Below are 19,089 nucleotides of genomic sequence, written 5' to 3' on the forward strand. Positions count from 1 at the left end.
TCAGGCGTCGTGTCGTGGCAGGTGGGCCAGCACGGCGTCGGCCATCCCGGTGGCGACATCGGCCTCCACGCCGCGCCTGGTGGCCGCCTCGACCACCAATCGGCGGATCCGCTCGGCCTGCTGATCGTCCAACGGCTTCAGGTCCCGCAGAGCCGAGTCCCGGTTCCGGCGTCGCGGCCAGCTCCTGGCGATCTTCCGCCGGCCCTGCTCGATCGCCTCGTCCAGCACGTGGTCGGCCACCTTTTGGGCCACGTAGAGGGCCACCGGCGTCAAGGCGACGAGCGCGCTCTCCAGGCCGCTGCCGAGCGGTGTGTCACCGCGGTCGCGCGGGAAACCTCGCTCGAAGTACGCCTGCGCGTCGGCATCGAAATATCGCAGCGCGTCGGGGTCGACGGCCCGCACGACGTTCCGAGCCAGGGCTGAGACTTCGGTCGGCATCACGAGAGCCTAGCGACGGCGAGAGGCCGGCACGATCACCCGAAGGTGGTCAGCCGGCCGAGAGGTTGAGCTCGAACGAGTAGCGGGAGGCACGGTAGACGTGGCTGCCGTACTCGAGGGCGCGGCCACCGGCGTCCCAGGCGGTGCGGGTCATGGTGAGCAGGGAGGCGCCGCGTTTCTCGGCGAGGATGCGGGCCTCGGTGGCGCCGGCCGAGCGGGCGCCGATCACCTGTGTCGCAATTCGGGGCACGAAGCCTGCTCGGCGTAACAATTCGTACAGGCCGTGCTCGGCCAGGTCGCGGTCGGACAGGCGGAGCAGGTCGACCGGGATCGCGTTGTGCATGATGGCCAGCGGCTCGCCGCCGGCGTAGCGGAGGCGCTCGATCCAGGTGACCTCGGTGCCGAGGTCGATCTCCAGGGCCGCGGCGACCTCGCCGTCGGCCGGGACGACCTCGAGTTTGAGCACGTCGGTGCGGGGGGCGCGGTCGGCCGTGCGCAGGTCGTCGTACAGGCTGGAGAGCTCGACCGGGCGACGCACCTTGGGGTGCACGACCTGGGTGCCGACTCCGCGCTTGCGGATCAGCATGCCCCGCTCGACCAGGTACTGGATGGCACGGCGGGTGGTCGGCCGCGACACGCCGAGCCGTTCGGCCAGGTCGACCTCGTTTTCGATGCGGTCGCCGACGCCGATCTCGCCCTTCTCGATGAGCTGCTGAAGGCGCGTGGCGACCTGAAAATACAAGGGAACCGGGCTGCTGCGGTCGACCTCGGCCGGGCGGATCGGACTGGTCATGACACCTCCTCGCTCGACAGTTTGTCATGACAAAGTATTGACGTGGAAGCCCTCACGTTATTACATCGAAACGAATTCTCCGCACCGTCACCTGACCCCCTCCGGGAGGGAACCGCATGCCTGCGGATGAGGTACTGACCATGGGGCGCCTCGGCGTCGACCTGTATCCCGAACAGATCGGCGTCTCGTTGCGTGAGGTGCGTACCTTCGCCAAGTTCCTCGGCGGCAGCGCGGCCAACGTCTCGGTCGCCGCCGCCCGCTACGGCCGCCGCGCGACGCTCATCTCACGTACCGGCGCCGACCCGTTCGGTGAGTTCCTGCACGACGCGCTGCGCGGCTTCGGGGTCGACGACCGGTTCGTCACCCCGGTCAGCGCCTACCCGACCCCGGTCACGTTCTGCGAGATCTTCCCGCCGGACGACTTCCCGCTCTACTTCTACCGCTTCCCCAAGGCCCCGGACCTCGAGATCCACGAGCACGAGCTGGACCTGGACGCGGTCAAGAACGCGGGCATCTTCTGGGTCACCGGCACCGGCCTGTGTCAGGAGCCCTCCCGCGGAGCCACCATCACCGCCCTGAGACATCGCGATAAGTCCGGCATAACAGTGTTCGACCTAGACTACCGGCCGATGTTCTGGGCGAGCCGAGAGGAAGCGCGCGGCTGGTACGAGCAGGCCTTGCCGTACGCGACGGTCGCGGTCGGCAACCTCGACGAGGTGAACACCGCGGTCGGCGCGACCGAGCCCCGCGAGGCCGCCGAGAAGCTGCACGCCGCCGGCGTCGAGCTGGCCGTCATCAAGCAGGGCCCGAAGGGCGTCCTCGCCGCCACGAAAGACCAGCAGGTCGAGGTTCCGCCGAACCTGGTCGAGGTGGTCAACGGGCTGGGCGCGGGCGACGCGTTCGGCGGGGCGCTGTGCCACGGGCTGCTGAGCGGCTGGGACCTGGAGACGCTGATGCGCTTCGCCAACGCCGCCGGCGCCATCGTCGCCGGCCGGCTGTCCTGCGCCGACGCCATGCCGACCGAGACCGAGGTACGCGAGCTGCTGGAAGGAGCCACCCGTGCCTGACATCGCGGACCTCGTCGAGGCCCGGATCCAGCGACCCCGCGCGATCGCCGAGGCCGCGGCCAACCGGCGCCGGCCGTCGTCGTTCCTGGCCGAGCACGGCAAGATGATGATCATCGCGGCCGATCACCCGGCCCGGGGCGCGCTGCGGGCCGGCGCCGACGGGCTGGCCATGGGCAACCGGGCCGATCTGCTGACGCGGATCTGCACCGCGCTGTCCCGCCCGGGCGTCAACGGCGTGCTCGGCACCCCGGACATCCTCGAGGACCTGCTGCTGCTCGGCGTCCTCGACGACAAGGTGGTGATCGGCTCGATGAACCGCGGCGGGCTGGCCGGCACCTCGTTCGAGATCGACGACCGGTTCACCGCGTACGACGCCGACTCGATCGCCGCGGCGGGCTTCGAGGGCGGCAAGATGCTGCTCCGGATCGACCCCGACGACCCCGGCACGGTGGCCACCCTGGAGTCCTGCGGGCGCGCGGTCGGCGAGCTGGCCGGCCGGCAGCTGATGGCCATGGTCGAGCCGTTCATCTCGCACCGGGTCGACGGGCGGGTCCGCAACGAGCTGAGCGCCGAGGCGATGATCCGGGCCCAGACGGTGGCCGCGGGGCTGGGCCGGACCTCGGCCTACACCTGGTTGAAGGTTCCGGTCGTGCAGGACATGGAACGGGTGATGGCGGCGACCACGCTGCCCGCCCTGATCCTCGGCGGCGAGGTCGCGGCCGACGCCGACGCGGCTTACGCGCAGTGGAAGAAGGCCCTTGATCTGCCGACCGTGCAGGGGCTGGTGATCGGCCGGAGCCTGCTCTACCCGCAGGGCGGGGACGTGGCCGGTGCGGTCGACCGGGCGGTGAGCCTGCTGTGAGCGACGCGCGCGTCAATCCGGTGGTGCCCCGGGGCAGCACCGCCGAGAAGCCGTTCGAGCTGGTCATCACCCCGGAGACGGCCGGCTGGGGCTTCAGTGGGCTGCGGATCCTCGACCTGCCGGTCGGCACCCGGGCCACCTTCCGCACCGGCGGCGAGGAGATGCTGGTCCTGCCGTTGGCCGGGGGCTGCGACGTGACCTGCGACGACGAGCGGGTGACGCTGACCGGGCGGCGTTCGGTGTTCAGCCGGGTGACCGACTTCGCGTACGTGCCCCGGGACGCGACGGTGACCGTGCGCGCGCCCAGCGGCGGCCGGTTCGCGCTGCCCTCGGCCAAGGCCGGCCGGCGCCTGCCGTTCCGCTACGGGCCGGCCGACGAGGTGCCGGTCGAGCTGCGTGGGGCCGGACAGGCCAGCCGCCAGGTCAACAACTTCTGCACGCCCGGGACGTTCGACTGCGACCGGCTGATCGCCTGCGAGGTGCTCACCCCAGGTGGCAACTGGTCGTCGTACCCGCCGCACAAGCACGACGAGGCCGGCGACGGCGAGTCGGTGCTGGAGGAGATCTACTACTTCGAGGTCGCGGCGGCGCCGTCCGGGTCGCCCGGTTCCGGCTACCAGCGGGTGTACGGGCACGAGGACCGCCCGATCGACGTGTGCGCCGAGGTGCGCTCCGGGGATGTCGTGTTGATCCCGTACGGGTGGCACGGGCCCTCAATGGCCGCGCCCGGCTACGACCTCTACTACCTCAATGTCATGGCCGGCCCGGGGGAGCGGGAGTGGCTGATCCGCGACGACCCGGCGCACGGCTGGGTCCGCGGGTTGTGGACCGGGCAGGAGACGGACCCGCGCCTGCCGCTGACCTCGACCACGGAAAGGACGCGATCGTCGTGAGACTCACCGTCGCCCAGGCCGTCGTGAAGTTCCTGGCCAACCAGTGGACCGAACGTGACGGCGTGGAGCAGCGCACGATCGCCGGCTGCTTCGGCATCTTCGGGCACGGCAACGTGGCCGGGCTGGGCCAGGCGCTGTTGCAGGCCCAGCGCACGGGGGCCGATGGGATGCCGTACCACCTGGCCCGCAACGAGCAGGCGATGGTGCACGCGGCCGCCGGGTACGCCCGGATGAAGAACCGCCTCTCGACGATGGCGTGCACCGCCTCGATCGGCCCCGGTTCGACCAACATGCTCACCGGAGCCGCCCTGGCCACGGTCAACCGGCTGCCGGTCCTGCTGCTGCCCAGCGACGTGTTCGCCACCCGGGTGGCCGCGCCGGTGCTGCAGGAGCTGGAGGATCCGCGGTCGTACGACGTGAGCGTGAACGACGCGTTCCGGCCGCTGTCGAGGTTCTTCGACCGGATCTGGCGACCCGAGCAGCTGCCGTCGGCGTTGCTGGCGGCGATGCGGGTGCTGACCGATCCGGCCGAGACGGGCGCGGTCACGCTCTGTCTGCCGCAGGACGTTCAGGCTGAGGCGTACGACTTCCCGGACGCGTTGTTCCGCAAGCGCGTGTGGCACGTGGCGCGTCCGGTGCCCGAGCCCGCGGCCCTGGACCGAGCCATCGCGACGATTCGGACGGCAGAGAAGCCGCTGATCATCGCCGGCGGTGGCGTCACCTACTCCGAGGCGAGTGCCGAACTGGATGCTTTCGCGCGGGCGACGGGTATCCCGGTGGCCGATACCCACGCGGGTAAGGGCGCCGTGTCGTGGGACCACCCCAACTCCGTCGGTGGTGTGGGCTCGACGGGCACGCCGGTGGCCAACGGGCTGGCCCGGGAAGCCGACGTCGTGATCGGCATCGGCACCCGCTACAGCGACTTCACCACGGCGTCGCGGACGCAGTTCCAGAACCCGGACGTGAGGTTCGTGAACATCAACGTGGCGGCCTTCGACGCGGCCAAGCAGTCGGCGGTCTCGGTGGTGGCGGACGCCCGTTCGTCCTTGATCGCACTGACCGAACACATCGGAAAGGAGTGGCCGCGGACCTACGCCGACGATGTGGCGGCCTGGCACCAGCGCGTGGACGAGGCGTACACGCATCCGCAGGGTGACCTGCCCTCGCAGGCCGAGGTGATCGGGGCCGTCAACGACGCCGCCGGGCAGCGGGACGTGGTGGTCCAGGCGGCCGGGAGCATGCCCGGCGACCTCCAGCTGCTGTGGCGGGCCCGCGACCCGAAGCAGTACCACGTCGAGTACGGCTACTCGTGCATGGGCTTCGAGGTGGCCGGCGCGCTCGGCATCAAGCTGGCCGACCCGAGCCGCGAGGTGTTCGCGCTGGTCGGCGACGGCTCCTACCTGATGATGGCGCAGGAGATCGTCACCGCGGTGGCGGAGCACATCAAACTGATCGTCGTGCTGGTGCAGAACCACGGGTTCGCGTCGATCGGCGCGCTGTCCGAGTCGCTCGGCTCGCAGCGGTTCGGCACCAGCTACCGCTACCGGGGCGAGCACGACGACTACGACGGCGGCAAGCTCCCGGTCGACCTGGCCGCCAACGCCGAGAGCCTGGGCGCGAGCGTGATCCGGTGCCGGACGGTCGCCGACCTCACCGAGGGCCTGAAGCGGGCGCGGGAGGCCGGGCGGCTGACCGTCGTACACATCGAAACCGATCCGCTCAGCTCGGTCCCGTCCAGCGGGAGCTGGTGGGACGTGCCGGTCTCCGAGGTGTCGGAGCTGGACAGCACCCGGGCGGCGTACGCCGCGTACACCGAAGCCAAGCGCGACCAGCGCGATCACCTGTAGCGAAGGGTCTGAACAACAGTGGCAACCATCGAGCACTGGATCGGCGGCGGCGAGACGCCCGGCGAGGGTTCCCGGCGCGCGACCGTCTACAACCCGGCGACCGGCCACGGGCAGCACGAGGTGGTGCTGGCCGAGACCGCCGACGTCGACCGGGCGGTGGCGGCCGCCAAGGAGGCCTTCCGCGAGTGGGGCGACTCGTCGCTGAGCAAGCGTACGAAGATCCTCTTCAACTTCCGCGAGCTGGTCAACGCCCACGTCAAGGAGCTGGCCGAGATCGTCTCGGACGAGCACGGCAAGGTGCTGTCGGACGCGGCCGGCGAGGTCCAGCGCGGCCTCGAGGTGATCGAGTTCGCGTGCGGCATCCCGCAGCTGCTCAAGGGCGACTACAGCGATCAGGCGTCGTCCGGCGTGGACGTGTTCAGCTTCCGCGAGCCGCTCGGCGTGGTCGCCGGGATCACCCCGTTCAACTTCCCGGCCATGGTGCCGATGTGGATGCATCCGGTCGCCATCGCCTGCGGCAACACGTTCGTGCTGAAGCCGAGCGAGCGCGACCCGTCGGCCTCCAACTTCGTCGCCAGGCTGTGGCAGCGGGCCGGTCTGCCCGACGGCGTCTTCACCGTCGTGCACGGCGACAAGGTGGCCGTCGACGCGATTCTCGACCACCCGGACATCGCCGCCGTCTCGTTCGTCGGCTCGACCCCGATCGCGAAGTACATCCACACCCGGGCCACCGCGAACGGCAAGCGGGTGCAGGCGCTCGGCGGCGCCAAGAACCACGCGATCATCCTGCCCGACGCCGACCTGGACTACGCCGCCGGTCACCTGTCGGCGGCCGCGTTCGGGTCGGCCGGAGAGCGGTGCATGGCCATCTCGGCCGCGGTGGCGGTCGGCGAGGCCGGTGACGCGCTCGTCGATCTGGTCAGCCGCAAGGCCGGCGAGGTCGTGGTCGGCTCCGGGCGGGACCCGAAGTCGGAGATGGGCCCGGTCGTCACGGCCGCGGCCAAGGAGCGCATCGAGCGCCTGATCGGCACCGGCGAACAGCAGGGCGCGAAGATCACGGTGGACGGGCGCGGGCTCGAGGTGCCCGGGTACGAGGGCGGCTTCTTCGTCGGCCCGACGGTGATCGACCAGGTCAGCACCGAGATGGACGTGTACACCGAGGAGATCTTCGGCCCGGTGCTGTCGGTGGTGCGGGCCGACACCGTGGACGCGGCGATCGACCTGATCAACGCCAACCCGTATGGCAACGGCACGGCCATCTTCACCAGCAGCGGCGAGGCAGCCCGCAGGTTCCAGCGCGGCGTCAACGTCGGCATGATCGGCATCAACGTGCCGATCCCGGTGCCGATGGCCTACTACTCGTTCGGCGGTTGGAAGGACTCGCTGTTCGGCGACAAGCACGTGCACGGCCCCGAGGGCGTGTCGTTCTACACCCGAGCCAAGGTGGTCACCTCCCGCTGGCCGCAGGCCGCCGCCAGCCTGCATTTCCCGACGGCCTCGTGATGCGGCACTTACAGCTGGGCAGCTGCCCCGACTCGTGGGGGGTCTGGTTCGCCGACGACCCCCGGCAGACCCCGTGGCGCCGGTTCCTCGACGAGCTGTCCGGGGCCGGCTACCACTGGCTGGAGCTGGGCCCGTACGGCTACCTGCCGACCGACCCGTCCGTGTTGAACGACGAGCTCGCCCGGCGCGACCTGACCTGCGCCGGCGGGACCGTCGCCGGGGTGGGCGGCCCGCACAAGGACTTCGACGCGGTCATGGCCGAGACCCGGAAGGTCGCCGCGCTGACGGCCGCGCTGGGCGCCAGGAATCTGATCTTCGTGCCGGTGCCCGGCTACCGCGACGACGTCACGGGCGCCTATCACGAGGCGGCCGAGCTCGACGCCGACGCCTGGAAGCGACTGACCGTCAACAGCAACACACTGGGCCGGATGCTGGCCGAGGAGTACGGCCTGGCGATGCGGTTCCATCCGCACGCCGACTACCACGTCGAAACGCAGGCGCAGACCGAACGGTATCTGGAGGACACCGATCCGGCGTTCGTCTCGCTGTGCCTGGACACCGGCCACCTCGCCTACCGGCAGGCCGACGTCCCGGCGATCATCCGCAAATATCCGGAGCGCATCGGATACGTACACATCAAGCAGATGGACCCGGCCGTCGCCGCCCGCGCCAAGGCCGAGGACCTGCCGTTCGGGCAGGCCGTCGCCCAGGGCGCCAGCGTCGAACCGCCGGCCGGCCGGCCGGACGTGCCCGCTGTGCTCGAGGCGCTGAGCGAGCTCGACGCCGAACTGTTCGTCGTCGTGGAGCAGGACATGTACCCGGTCGACTTCGACCTGCCCCTGCCGATCGCCACGCGTACCCGCTCGTATCTCAACTCCGCCGGCCTGCACTCGCGGCCCGCGCGGCAGCGATAACCACCGAAGGGAATTCCCCCATGAAATTGTTCCGTCCCCTCGCGGTTGCCGCAGTGGTGGCCCTCGCGGTCGCCGGCTGCAGCGGCGGCGGTCGTGAGAAGACCGACGACTCCGACACCTCCGGCGGCAACGCCGCGGGCAGCTCGGGCTACACGATCGCCTTCATCACCCACGAGACACCGGGTGACACGTTCTGGGACAAGGTGAAGAACGGCGCCCAGCAGGCGGCCAAGGACACCGGTGTCACCCTGAAGTACTCGAACGACCCGGATGCCACCAAGCAGGCCCAGCTGATCCAGAGCGCGGTCGACTCCAAGGTCAGTGGCATCGCCACCACCCTGGTCACGCCGGACGCGCTGGCCGGCGCGGTCAAGGCCGCCACCGACGCGAAGATCCCGCTGGTCGGCTTCAACTCCGGCATCGACCAGTACAAGCAGCTGGGCGCGCTGATGTACTTCGGCTCGGACGAGTCCCTGGCCGGCGAGACCGCCGGTCAGCGGATCACCCAGGCCGGCGGCAAGAAGCCGCTGTGCGTCATCCAGCAGGCCGGCTCGGTCGCGCTCGAGGCCCGCTGCGCCGGCGTCAAGAAGTCCGCCTCGGCCACCGAGAACGTGCAGGTCAACGGGGCCGACGACGCGGCCGTCACCTCGACCCTGCAGGCCAAGCTGGCGCAGGACAAGTCGATCGACTACATCGTCACCCTGGGCGCCCCGCAGGCGGTCGACGCGCTCAAGGCCATCGAGCAGGCCGGCAGCAAGGCCAAGGTGGTCACCTTCGACCTCAACCAGGAGGTCGCGCAGGACATCAGCGACTCCAAGATCGAGTTCTCGATCGACCAGCAGCCCTACGTGCAGGGCTACATGGCCGTCACCTCGCTCTACCTGAAACTGAAGAACGGCAACGACATCGGCGGCGGCAAGCCCGTGCTGACCGGCCCCTCGTTCGTCGACTCGTCCAACATCGCCACCATCCTGCCGTTCACCAAGAACAACACCCGGTAATGCTGACGCCCGGCCGGTCCACCGCTGGGCCGGCCGGGCGGAACGGAGTCCAGCCATGAGCCAAACCGTCCAGTCGGCTCCGGCGACAGCCCCCTCGGAGCCGTCCAACCGGGTCAAACTCGGCCTGTCCAACCGTGTCCTGGCCCGCCCCGAGGTGGGCGCCCTGGTCGCGGCGATCATCATCTTCATCTTCTTCATGGTGGCCGCGCCGGCGTTCCGCTCGGCCGAGTCCTTCCTGACCGTGCTCTACCAGGCGTCCACCATCGGCATCGTGGCGGTCGCGGTCGGCCTGCTGATGATCGGCGGCGAGTTCGACCTGTCGGCCGGCGTCATCGTCACCACGGCCGGCCTGGTCAACTCGATGTTCTGCTGGTACCTCGGAGTCAACCTGTGGGCCGGCGCCATCCTCTCCCTGGTCTTCTGCCTGGCCGTCGGCTTCCTCAACGGCTACCTGGTGATGCGGACCGGCATCCCCAGCTTCCTGATCACCCTCGGTACGTTCTTCGTGCTCCAGGGGGCCAACCTGGGCGTCACCAAGCTGGTCACCAACCAGGTCTCGTCGACCGACATCTCGCAGATCGACGGCTTCGACTCGCTGGCCGCCGTCTTCTCGTTCAACGTCAAGGTCGGCGGCGCCACGGTCTGGGGCACGGTCATCTACTGGATCCTGTTCGTGGCCCTGGCCGCCTGGATCCTCACCCGGACCCGGATCGGCAACTGGATCTACGCGGTGGGCGGCGCCCCGGACAGCGCCCGCGCGGTCGGTGTGCCCGTGTTCAAGACCAAGATCGGCCTGTTCATGTCGGTGTCGTTCCTGGGCTGGTTCGTCGGCATGCACATCCTCTACCGCTTCAACACGCTGCAGGCCGGCAACGGCGTCGGCAACGAGTTCCTCTACATCATCGCCGCGGTCGTCGGCGGCACCCTGCTCACCGGCGGCTTCGGCAACGCCTGGGGCGTGGCCATCGGCGCGTTCATCTTCGGCATGACCAGCCTCGGCATCGTCTACGCGGGCTGGGACCCCAACTGGTTCAAGGCCTTCCTCGGCGTCATGCTGCTGCTCGCCGTGCTGGTCAACCTGTACGTGAAGCGGCTCTCCACCACCCGGAAGGTGGGCTGACAACATGACCGACACCCTCACCGACCACGCCGACAGCAACCTGGTCCGGGGCGAGACCCTGATCGAGATGACCGACGTCGGCAAGTCCTATGGCGCGATCCGGGCCCTGCGCGGCATCAACATGCGGGTCAACGCGGGCGCCGTCACCTGCGTGCTGGGCGACAACGGCGCCGGCAAGTCCACCCTCATCAAGATCATGTCGGGCCTGCACCCGCACAACGAGGGCAAGCTGCTGGTCGACGGCAAAGAGGTCTCCTTCTCCTCCCCACGCGAGGCCCTGGACCACGGCATCGCCACCGTGTACCAGGACCTCGCCGTGGTGCCCCTGATGGAGGTCTGGCGCAACTTCTTCCTCGGCTCCGAGCTCACCGCCGGCCGGTACCCGCTGGCCAAGCTCAAGGTCAAGGAGATGAAGGAGATCGCCGACAACGAGCTCCGCAAGATGGGGATCGTCGTCAAGGACATCAACCAGCCGATCGGCACGCTCTCCGGTGGCCAGCGCCAGTGCGTCGCCATCGCCCGGGCCGTCTATTTCGGCGCCCGGGTGCTGATCCTCGACGAGCCGACCGCCGCGCTCGGCGTGAAGCAGTCCGGCGTGGTCCTCAAGTATGTCGCCGCCGCCCGGGACGCGGGCCTCGGCGTCGTCTTCATCACCCACAACCCGCATCACGCCTACCTGGTCGGGGACCACTTCGTGATCCTCAAGCTGGGCAGCGCGGTGCTCGACCGCAACCGCGACGAGGTGACGCTGGACGAGCTGACCGCGCAGATGGCCGGCGGCGACGAGCTGGCCGAGTTGTCCCACGAGTTGAAGAGGTGACCATGCTCCGCATCGGCGTCATCGGCACCGGCATGATCGGCCAGGACCACATCCGGCGCATGACCCAGGTCCTGGCCGGGGTGACGGTCACCGCGGTGACCGACGTCAACGCCGGCGTCGCCGCCCAGGTCGGCGCCTCGATCGGGGCGACCGTGCACCCGACCGGCGAGGCCGTGATCGCCGACCCGGACGTCGACGCGGTCGTCGTCACCTCCTGGGGACCGACCCACGAGCAGTACGTGCTGGCGTCCATCGCCGCCGGCAAGCCGGTGTTCTGCGAGAAGCCCCTCGCGACCACGGCCGAGGCCTGCCTGCGGATCGTCGGGGCCGAGGCCGCCCACGGCAGCCGGCTGGTGCAGGTCGGATACATGCGGCGGTACGACACCGCGTACCGGGAACTGAAGAAGGTCCTGGACGCGGGCGAGATCGGCGCGCCGCTGATGATGCACTGCGCCCACCGGAACGCGTCGGTGCCCTCCCACTACGAGAAGGAGATGGCGATCACCGACACCGCGGTGCACGAGATCGACATGGTGCGCTGGATGTTCGGCACCGAGATCAAGGCCGCCCGGGTGCTCGTACCCCGGAAGAGCCGCAACGGGGGCGACCTGCGGGACCCGCTGTTCCTCATCCTCGAGATGGACAACGAGGTGCTGGTCGACGTCGAGATCTCGGTCAACATCCGGTACGGCTACGACATCCGCGGCGAGATCGTCGGCGAGCACGGCACGGCGTCGCTCGGCACCCTGTCCCCGGTGCACGTGAAGACCTCGCTGCGGGCCGCCGACCCGGTGCCGGCCGACTGGCGGGAACGGTTCCTGGCCGCGTACGACGTCGAGTTCCAGGAGTGGATCGACGCGATCACGCGGACCGGTGCGCCGGCCGGGCCGAGCGCCTGGGACGGCTACGCGGCCGCGGTGTCCTCGGACGCGGCCCTGGCCGCGCTGCACTCCGGAGAGCGGGCCCCGGTCACACTGACCGAAAAGCCGAAGCTGTACGACGGGGTGCCCGCATGAAGATCGCGCTCGACCCCTACATGCTGCGCGAGGTTCCGCTGCTGGAGCTGCCGCGCAAGGTGGCCGACCTCGGCTACCGGCACATCGAGCTGTCCCCGCGCGACGACTTCCTGCCGTTCTTCGTGCACCCACGGGCCGACAACGGCACGGTCGCCGCGTTCCGCAAGGCGCTGGCCGAGGCCGACGTCGAGGTGGCGTCGGTGCTGCCGCTCTATCGCTGGAGCGGCCCCGGCGAGGACGAGCGGCAGGCGGCCGTCCGCTACTGGAAGCGGGCCATCGAGATCACCGTCGACCTCGGCGTCAATGTGATGAACTCCGAGTTCAACGGGCGGCCTTCACAACGGGAGCACAGCGAGGCCCAGTTCTGGCGCTCGATGGAGGAGCTGCTGCCGATCTTCGAGCGCGAGGGCGTGCGCCTGGTCCTGGAGCCGCACCCGGACGACTTCATCGAGGACGGCGTCGAGGGCGTCAACCTGGTCCGGGCCATCAACTCCGACCTGGTCACGTTCCTCTACTGCGCGCCCCACACGTTCCATCAGGGCGGCAACCTGGTCGAGATCATGCGCCACGCCGGGCCGCTGCTGACCCAGGTGCACATCGCCGACAGCTTCGACTTCCGCGGCTCGTCCGGCCTGCGCTACATCGTCAACCCGCCCGGCTCGACCGCGCGCGTCCACCAGCACCTGGACATCGGCCAGGGCGAGGTCGACTGGGACCTCTTCTTCGGCACGCTGAAGGAGATCGGCTTCGACGGCATCGCGACGGTGTGCGTCTTCGCCTGGGAGGAGCGCGCCGAGGACAGCGCGCGGGTCAACCTCTCCAAGATCAAGGAACACTTCTGAGGGTACGGGCACAGCCCCGTCCCGCCGTCTCGGCGACCTGATCGGTGGTGGGGCTCCGGTGCCGCCCGCGCCGGGCTTGGCTGCCGGGCCACCCCCTCCCGTCCCGCCCGCCCCCGGCCGGTTCATGCCGTCGCAGGCCGTGCACGCCCGCCGATGCCACAATGGATCCTCGCGGACGGGGGAGAGTCGTTGAGCGACCGTGCACAGTGGGACGCCGGTGAGGCGGAGACGCGAGGCGTCCAGTTCGAGGGCGCGACCGAGCTGATCACCCTCATCGAGGAACGGACCCGGCGCCCGCGCCGGTGGGGCCGGGAAAACTTGCTGCCGATCATCCGGCTGATCCGGGCCGACGCGAGCCGGCCCGACCCGCTCACCGGCCTGCGGCAGTGGCTGACCGACGGCAAGGTCATCCCGCACGCCCAGGTGTCGGCCAAGGCCAGCCACACCACCCCCGCCTCCGTCGAAGACCTGCTCGACCTGGCCGTCACCGAGCTGGCCGGCGACGTCGTCCCCGGGCCACGGCTGCGTTTCCCGCACTACGGCCTCGCGCTCTGGCTGGTCCACCTCGAACCGGTCGACGCCACCCCGGCCGAACAGGTCAAACGGGTGCTGGCGGCCCGGCTGCAGACCCACCTGCGGCAGCGGCTGGGCGACACCAAGTTCGGCGCCGACCTGGCCGAGGCGGTCGGCGACTTCCCCTGGTGGGTCCGGTTGACCGCCCGGATCCTGCCGCCGGTCGGGCTGGCCCTGATGCGGTCGACGTGGCGGCCGCCCCGCTTCTTCGCCCGGGCCAAGCTCGCCACCCGCAACAGCTTCTACGAGCTGGCCCGCGACTTCGCCCGCCCCGACTACGTCGCCGAGCACCGCGACGAGGTGGACGAGCTCCTGGTCGACGCGTTCCTGCAAGACCTGCGGGTGGCCTACCGGCGCGGCCGGCCGCTCGGCGCCGGCCGGCGGCGGACCCGCTACCCGGTGGTCCTGCTCAGCGCCGAGCCGGGGCCGGGCCGTCGGCTGCTCCAGCTGGTCGACCGGCACCGCACCGACGCGGTGCAGGTCCGCGGCGAACGGCTGCCCAAGTTGCTGCACGACCCGCTGCTGGTGGTGGCCGACGCGGTCGCACCGGTCGACCCGCCGCCGGTGCACCCGGTCGCGCCGGTCGCGGCCCGGGTGGCGTACCGGCGCTGGCGCGGAGCGCTGTGGAAGTTCGACGGCGAACAATCCAACTACCTCGACTTCACCGTGCCCGCCCAGCACGGCGACGCGCGCATCTGGGCCGAACTCGGCCAGTTACGCCTGCCCAAACGGCGCCGCCCGTGGATGACCCTGGTCGCCCCGCTGCTGCTGCTGGCCACGCTGATCGCGGTGCCGGTCTACAACCACAGCCGGTGCGAGCCGCTGTGGTGGCCGGGCCTGCGCCGGGCGCTGACCCGCGAAGACCTGGGCCCGGCGGCGACCCAGTGCGTCGGCCTGGCCGGCGACCGGTTCTCCGTCGCCGGCAACCTGCCGTTCGTCAAACCCGAGACGGCGGCCGCCTTCCGCGACGTCGAGGAGGACATCGCCGCCACCAACGAACAGGTGCGCCGCAATCCGGCGTACGTCACCGTGGTCTTTCTCAGCGCCCTGACCAACACCACCGTCGGCGGCTACGACGCGGCCCTGGAGGAACTGCGCGGGCTCGCCCTGGCCCAGCGCGACGCGGTCGGCGACCAGGTGCCGATCCGGCTGCTGCTGGCCAACGCGGGCGACCAGGTCGACCACGGGCGGCAGGCGGCACGGCTGATCGCGCGGGCCAAGGACCGTGAGCGCATCGTCGCCGTGACCGGGCTCGGGGTCAGCCGGGACGGCGTCCGCGAGGCGATCCTGGAGCTGGCCGGCGCGGGCATCCCGACGCTGGGGACGCTGCTGACCGCCGACTCGCTGACCACGACGTCGTTCTACTACCACCAGATCGGCCCGGCCAACCTGCGCGAGGCCGTGGTCGGCGCCTACTACGCCAAGGCCGAGCTCAACGCGTCCGAGGTGTCGATCTACTACGCCGGCGACCCGGCCGACCTCTACAGCGGCAACCTCGCCGAGGACGCCCGGGCGCAGTTCACCGCCCGCGGCATCCGGGTGCGCGAGGTCACCGCGTACCGCACCCGGCCCGGCACCCCCGGCGGCGACGTCACCACCCTGGGCCGCCGGGCCTGCGCGGTCGGACGCGCCGGCCTGGTGTTCTTCTCCGGCCGCCCCGACGAGTTCGCGCGCTTCCTGCAGGGCATGGCCATCACCTGCCCGGCCGCCTACCCCCGGATCCTGGCCGGCGACGCGATCACCGAGTCGGTCCTGTCCGGTCAACTGGCCCAGTTCCCCGGCCTGCCGCTCGACTACCTGACCCCGGCCAGCAGCTTGGCCTGGGGCCCGGACTGCCGGGCGGTGAGAGACCGGGTGCATTTCTTCGACGCCTACGAGCGCGAGTACGGCGGCGTCTGCGGCCAGGACCAGTCCCGCGCGATGTTCGGCTACGACGCGTTCACCACCCTGCGCCAGGCTGTCATCCGGGTGCACGGCCTGCACCCCGACACCCCCGTCCGCCCCGACGCCGTCCTGCAGGGCATCGGCCTGCTCGCCGGCGGCGACGCGGTGGCCGGCGTGACCGGGACCATCGACTTCAGCTCCGGCGCCGACCCGCAACTGCCGCGCGACAAGGCCATGCTCGTCATCGGCCTCACCCCGGCCGGAACGACCGAGCTGCGCCTGCTCTGCGGAACTATCCAGACCGCGCCCGCCGGCGACCCGAAGTGTCCCCAGGACGGCTGACATCCGCGCCGGCGCACGGCCGTGCATAATGCTCTGCCGTGTCTCATCCCGAACCGCCCGTGTCCACGGAGCCCGATCATCCCGCGTCTTCGCCGCCGCCCCCGGCGGTCTCCATTGGACCCCGTGCGCCCGAGGCGGCCAAGAACGGCTTCAGCGTCGGCGGCATCATCGTGGTCGTCGTCGGCATTCTGGCCGTGCTGGGCTTCGGGGGGATCGCGGCATCCAGCATGATCTCCACCGTCGCCCGGGACCAACCGCAGGCCCCGCCGGGACTGCTCGACCGTCTGTGCGCCGAGCCGGACGGCGACCTCTGCCCTGAGAACCAGGCCGGCGCCGACGAGTCCGACGGCTCCGACGTTTCTGGTGGCGGCGAGGCGCCCGGCGTCGCCGCGGTCCCGAGCCCGCCCGCCGCCACCGGGCCCGCCGCCGACCTGCCCGTGGACACCCTGAAGCCCGGGCCGGACCTGTCCATCGCCTACCTCGACCGCTACCAGCGCCTGCTCACCTCGGAGAAGCCCGGCATCCGGGTCGGCGAGATCCACCTGGGCGGCCGTGCCGCGGCCGGCATCATCGCCCTCAACCAGAAGGTCCACGACTGCCAGGCGGTGAACGGGGTCCAGCTCCGCCACCAGAAGTCCCGCATCATCGAGTCGAACGACAAGCACACCCTGATCGCCGTCCGGGTCGTCGAGGTGGCACCGTCCTGTGTCACCGGCACCGAGGCGCCGGTCGGTGCGCTCGTGCGGGGCACCACCGATGTGGAGCTCGACTTCGTACCGGCCTGGACCACCAAGGGCATCTGGGCCTGGCTGCTGACCGACCTGCACGCCGTGCCGGTGCGGCCCGACCCGCTGCGCAGCACGACCCGGCCCGGCGACCCTGTGGTCCGCACCGACGCCGCGTCCCTGTTCGACGCCGTCACCGGCTAGCTCAGCCGCACGGGGACGTCGAGGTGGCACCAGCCGATTGGCGCGTTCCAGGGCCAGGTGCGGATCGTGTTCGACACCGTTTCCGCCGGGTCGTCGAGGGAATCGCCGTGTGGGGAGGCAACGGAGTCCGGCGTTGAGGTTTCGCCAGAGTGAACGGGGCATTAACGTCGGTCCATGGCTGACCGACGGTTCCTGCCCCTGCTCGGCTCTCCCGGCCGCGATCCGATGACCTGCCTCTACCGCTGCGGCAACGCCTGCGACCATCCCGTGCCCAACAATTCGGGCAACCCGTACCTCGGCGATCTGGTCTCCCGCCGAGGCCTGCTGCGGGCGAGTGCGGCCGGCGCGGTCGTCCTCGGCGCCGGGGTGACGGTCGAGAGCGCCACCTCGGAGCCGGCCACCGCCGCGCCCCCGGCGGCCGGCGACCTCACCTTCAAGCCCATCCCGCCGAACGAGATCGATACCGTGATCGTGCCCAACGGCTACGACCACGCCGTGGTGATCCGCTGGGGTGACCCCATCCGGCCCGGCGCCCCCGCCCTCGACGTGCACCACCAGACCGCCGAGCGGCAGCTCCAGCAGTTCGGCTTCAACAACGACTTCCTCGCCGTGTTGCCGCTCGACCGCACCCGGGCGCTGCTGGTGTCCAACCACGAGTACACCAACGAGGAGCTGATGTTCCCGGGCTTCACCACGCAGGAGGCGCTGACCGTCGAGCAGGTGCGCGTGGCGATGGCGGCACACGGCATGTCGGTGGTCGAGTTGGAGCGCGTCGCTCGGACGGGGGAGTGGCGGGTGGTGACCCGGGGCCGCCGCTCCTACAACCGGCGCTTCAGCATGCTGGAGACCCCGTTCCGGTTCGACGGGCCGGTGGCCGGGTCGCCGCTGCTGCGGACCGCGGCCGACCCCCGGGGCACGACTGCGATCGGCACGCTCAACAACTGCTCCGGCGGCGTCACCCCGTGGGGCACGGTGTTGTCCGGCGAGGAGAACTTCAACCAGTACTTCGTCGGCGGCGACGCGGTGCCGGCCGCCCTGAAGCCGTCGATGGCCCGCTACGGCATCACCACGACGGCCCGCTATCCGAGCGGGTCGCGGCGCTGGGAGCGCGCTCAGGAGCGGTTCGACCTGGCCCGGCACCCGAACGAGGCGCACCGCTTCGGGTGGATCGTCGAGGTCGACCCGTACGAGCCGCACTCCACGCCGCGCAAGCACACCGCGATGGGCCGCTTCAAGCACGAGGGCGCCAACGTGATCGTGGCCCGGTCCGGTCAGGTCGTGGCCTACATGGGCGACGACGAGCGGTTCGACTACCTGTACAAGTTCGTCAGCGCCGGGCGGTATCGCCCGGGCGACCGCCGGCACAACCTGACCCTGCTGGAGTCGGGCACCCTCTACGTCGCCAAGGTCACCGGCGACAGTCCGCCGGCCGAGATCGACGGGTCGGGGCGGCTGCCGTCGGACGGCGCCTTCGACGGGACCGGCCGGTGGATCCCGCTGGCGTCGCCCGGCCGGTCGCACGTGCCCGGGATGAGCCTGCCGGAGGTGCTGACGTACGCCCGGCTGGCCGGCGACGCGGTCGGCGCGACCCGGATGGACCGGCCCGAGGACGTCCAGCCCAACCCGCGTACCGGCAAGATCTATGCCGCGATGACCAACAACTCCAACCGCGGCGTGGGTACGAACCCCGGGGTGGACGAGGCCAACCCGCGCGTCGCCAACAAGCACGGCCACATCTTCGAGATCACCGAGGACAACGGCGACCACACGGGTACGACGTTCACCTGGGCGCTGCCCATCGTGTGCGGTGACCCGACCGACCCGGCGACGTACTTCGCCGGTTACGACAAGACCAAGGTCTCTCCGATCTCGTGCCCGGACAACGTGGCCTTCGACTCGGTCGGCAACCTCTGGATCGCCACCGACGGCAACGCGCTGGGCAGCAACGACGGCCTGTTCGCGACCCCGCTGGAGGGCGCCGAACGCGGCCATCTGAAGCAGTTCCTGACCGTGCCGCCGGGCGCCGAGACGTGTGGCCCGTTCCTCACCGCGGACGACCGTTCGGTCTTCGTGGCCGTCCAGCACCCCGGGGAGATCACCGGCGCGACCGTGGACAATCCGGCCTCGACCTGGCCGGACGGCGACTTCGCCAAGCCCGGTGTGGTGGTCTCCTGGCGGCTGGACGGCGGCCCGGTCGGGAGCTGACCAGGTCTGTGCATTCAACGCGAAACCCTCATATGGCGCG

General features: G+C 70.7%; 16 protein-coding genes. 14 read left to right on the forward strand and 2 right to left on the reverse strand.

Features of this window, described 5'->3' with window-relative positions:
• Both ACGFIO_RS04995 and ACGFIO_RS05000 read right to left on the reverse strand, forming a co-directional pair.
• A complete protein-coding gene (locus ACGFIO_RS04995; protein ID WP_392822151.1) occupies positions 1-438 on the reverse strand; it encodes a hypothetical protein in 438 nt (145 codons plus the stop codon).
• A gap of 49 nt (positions 439-487) precedes the next feature.
• The gene (locus ACGFIO_RS05000) at positions 488-1,231 is read right to left on the reverse strand and encodes a GntR family transcriptional regulator (protein WP_392822153.1); all 744 of its coding nucleotides are present in this window, start codon (positions 1,229-1,231) and stop codon (positions 488-490) included.
• A 116-nt stretch (positions 1,232-1,347) separates the two neighbouring features.
• Here ACGFIO_RS05000 and iolC point away from each other — a divergent pair, with 116 nt between their 5' ends.
• From iolC to ACGFIO_RS05070, 14 genes are all read left to right on the forward strand, one after another.
• Positions 1,348-2,298: a 5-dehydro-2-deoxygluconokinase gene (gene iolC / locus ACGFIO_RS05005; protein WP_392822155.1), complete on the forward strand. Its 951-nt coding sequence runs from the start codon at positions 1,348-1,350 to the stop codon at positions 2,296-2,298.
• The gene (locus ACGFIO_RS05010) at positions 2,291-3,160 is read left to right on the forward strand and encodes an aldolase (RefSeq protein ID WP_392822157.1); all 870 of its coding nucleotides are present in this window, start codon (positions 2,291-2,293) and stop codon (positions 3,158-3,160) included. Before iolC ends, ACGFIO_RS05010 begins: the two co-directional genes overlap by 8 nt.
• Positions 3,157-4,053, forward strand: coding sequence for a 5-deoxy-glucuronate isomerase (gene iolB / locus ACGFIO_RS05015; protein ID WP_392822160.1), 897 nt, complete (start codon positions 3,157-3,159; stop codon positions 4,051-4,053). Before ACGFIO_RS05010 ends, iolB begins: the two co-directional genes overlap by 4 nt.
• On the forward strand, positions 4,050-5,900 hold the full coding sequence (iolD, locus tag ACGFIO_RS05020; RefSeq protein ID WP_392822162.1) for a 3D-(3,5/4)-trihydroxycyclohexane-1,2-dione acylhydrolase (decyclizing): 1,851 nt from the start codon (positions 4,050-4,052) through the stop codon (positions 5,898-5,900). The genes iolB and iolD overlap by 4 nt, the downstream gene beginning before the upstream one ends.
• 18 nt (positions 5,901-5,918) lie before the next feature.
• The gene (locus ACGFIO_RS05025) at positions 5,919-7,403 is read left to right on the forward strand and encodes a CoA-acylating methylmalonate-semialdehyde dehydrogenase (protein WP_392822164.1); all 1,485 of its coding nucleotides are present in this window, start codon (positions 5,919-5,921) and stop codon (positions 7,401-7,403) included.
• A complete protein-coding gene (locus tag ACGFIO_RS05030; protein WP_392822165.1) occupies positions 7,403-8,317 on the forward strand; it encodes a TIM barrel protein in 915 nt (304 codons plus the stop codon). Before ACGFIO_RS05025 ends, ACGFIO_RS05030 begins: the two co-directional genes overlap by 1 nt.
• 20 nt (positions 8,318-8,337) lie before the next feature.
• Positions 8,338-9,318 (forward strand): sugar ABC transporter substrate-binding protein, encoded by a 981-nt coding sequence (locus ACGFIO_RS05035; protein ID WP_392822167.1) that lies wholly within the window; start codon positions 8,338-8,340, stop codon positions 9,316-9,318.
• A gap of 55 nt (positions 9,319-9,373) precedes the next feature.
• Positions 9,374-10,438 (forward strand): ABC transporter permease, encoded by a 1,065-nt coding sequence (locus ACGFIO_RS05040; protein WP_392822169.1) that lies wholly within the window; start codon positions 9,374-9,376, stop codon positions 10,436-10,438.
• Between the two features lie 4 nt (positions 10,439-10,442).
• The gene (locus ACGFIO_RS05045) at positions 10,443-11,258 is read left to right on the forward strand and encodes an ATP-binding cassette domain-containing protein (RefSeq protein WP_392822171.1); all 816 of its coding nucleotides are present in this window, start codon (positions 10,443-10,445) and stop codon (positions 11,256-11,258) included.
• Between the two features lie 2 nt (positions 11,259-11,260).
• Positions 11,261-12,274 carry a Gfo/Idh/MocA family protein gene (locus tag ACGFIO_RS05050; protein WP_392822173.1) on the forward strand — a complete coding sequence of 338 codons (1,014 nt, stop codon included), beginning with the start codon at positions 11,261-11,263 and terminating at the stop codon, positions 12,272-12,274.
• Positions 12,271-13,116: a sugar phosphate isomerase/epimerase family protein gene (locus tag ACGFIO_RS05055; protein ID WP_392822175.1), complete on the forward strand. Its 846-nt coding sequence runs from the start codon at positions 12,271-12,273 to the stop codon at positions 13,114-13,116. Before ACGFIO_RS05050 ends, ACGFIO_RS05055 begins: the two co-directional genes overlap by 4 nt.
• Positions 13,117-13,305: 189 nt before the next feature.
• The gene (locus ACGFIO_RS05060; RefSeq protein WP_392822177.1) at positions 13,306-15,915 is read left to right on the forward strand and encodes a hypothetical protein; all 2,610 of its coding nucleotides are present in this window, start codon (positions 13,306-13,308) and stop codon (positions 15,913-15,915) included.
• 38 nt (positions 15,916-15,953) lie between these two features.
• A complete protein-coding gene (locus ACGFIO_RS05065) occupies positions 15,954-16,844 on the forward strand; it encodes a hypothetical protein (protein WP_392822179.1) in 891 nt (296 codons plus the stop codon).
• 174 nt (positions 16,845-17,018) lie between these two features.
• Positions 17,019-19,049, forward strand: a complete 2,031-nt coding sequence (locus ACGFIO_RS05070) for a PhoX family protein (protein ID WP_392822181.1) — start codon at positions 17,019-17,021, stop codon at positions 19,047-19,049.
• The last annotated feature ends 40 nt before the right edge of the window (positions 19,050-19,089 follow it).

It is taken from the genome of Actinoplanes sp. NPDC049265, from assembly GCF_043197135.1.
GTDB lineage: Bacteria > Actinomycetota > Actinomycetes > Mycobacteriales > Micromonosporaceae > Actinoplanes.

Bases quoted from the DNA above. Each gene is read 5' to 3' on its own strand.
- ACGFIO_RS04995 (WP_392822151.1), bottom strand. From the start codon at position 438: ATGCCGACCGAAGTCTCAGCCCTGGCTCGGAACGTCGTGCGGGCCGTC.
- ACGFIO_RS05000 (WP_392822153.1), bottom strand. From the start codon at position 1,231: ATGACCAGTCCGATCCGCCCGGCCGAGGTCGACCGCAGCAGCCCGGTT.
- iolC (WP_392822155.1), top strand. From the start codon at position 1,348: ATGCCTGCGGATGAGGTACTGACCATGGGGCGCCTCGGCGTCGACCTG.
- ACGFIO_RS05030 (WP_392822165.1), top strand. From the start codon at position 7,403: ATGCGGCACTTACAGCTGGGCAGCTGCCCCGACTCGTGGGGGGTCTGG.
- ACGFIO_RS05035 (WP_392822167.1), top strand. From the start codon at position 8,338: ATGAAATTGTTCCGTCCCCTCGCGGTTGCCGCAGTGGTGGCCCTCGCG.
- ACGFIO_RS05040 (WP_392822169.1), top strand. From the start codon at position 9,374: ATGAGCCAAACCGTCCAGTCGGCTCCGGCGACAGCCCCCTCGGAGCCG.
- ACGFIO_RS05045 (WP_392822171.1), top strand. From the start codon at position 10,443: ATGACCGACACCCTCACCGACCACGCCGACAGCAACCTGGTCCGGGGC.
- ACGFIO_RS05050 (WP_392822173.1), top strand. From the start codon at position 11,261: ATGCTCCGCATCGGCGTCATCGGCACCGGCATGATCGGCCAGGACCAC.
- ACGFIO_RS05055 (WP_392822175.1), top strand. From the start codon at position 12,271: ATGAAGATCGCGCTCGACCCCTACATGCTGCGCGAGGTTCCGCTGCTG.
- ACGFIO_RS05070 (WP_392822181.1), top strand. From the start codon at position 17,019: ATGGCTGACCGACGGTTCCTGCCCCTGCTCGGCTCTCCCGGCCGCGAT.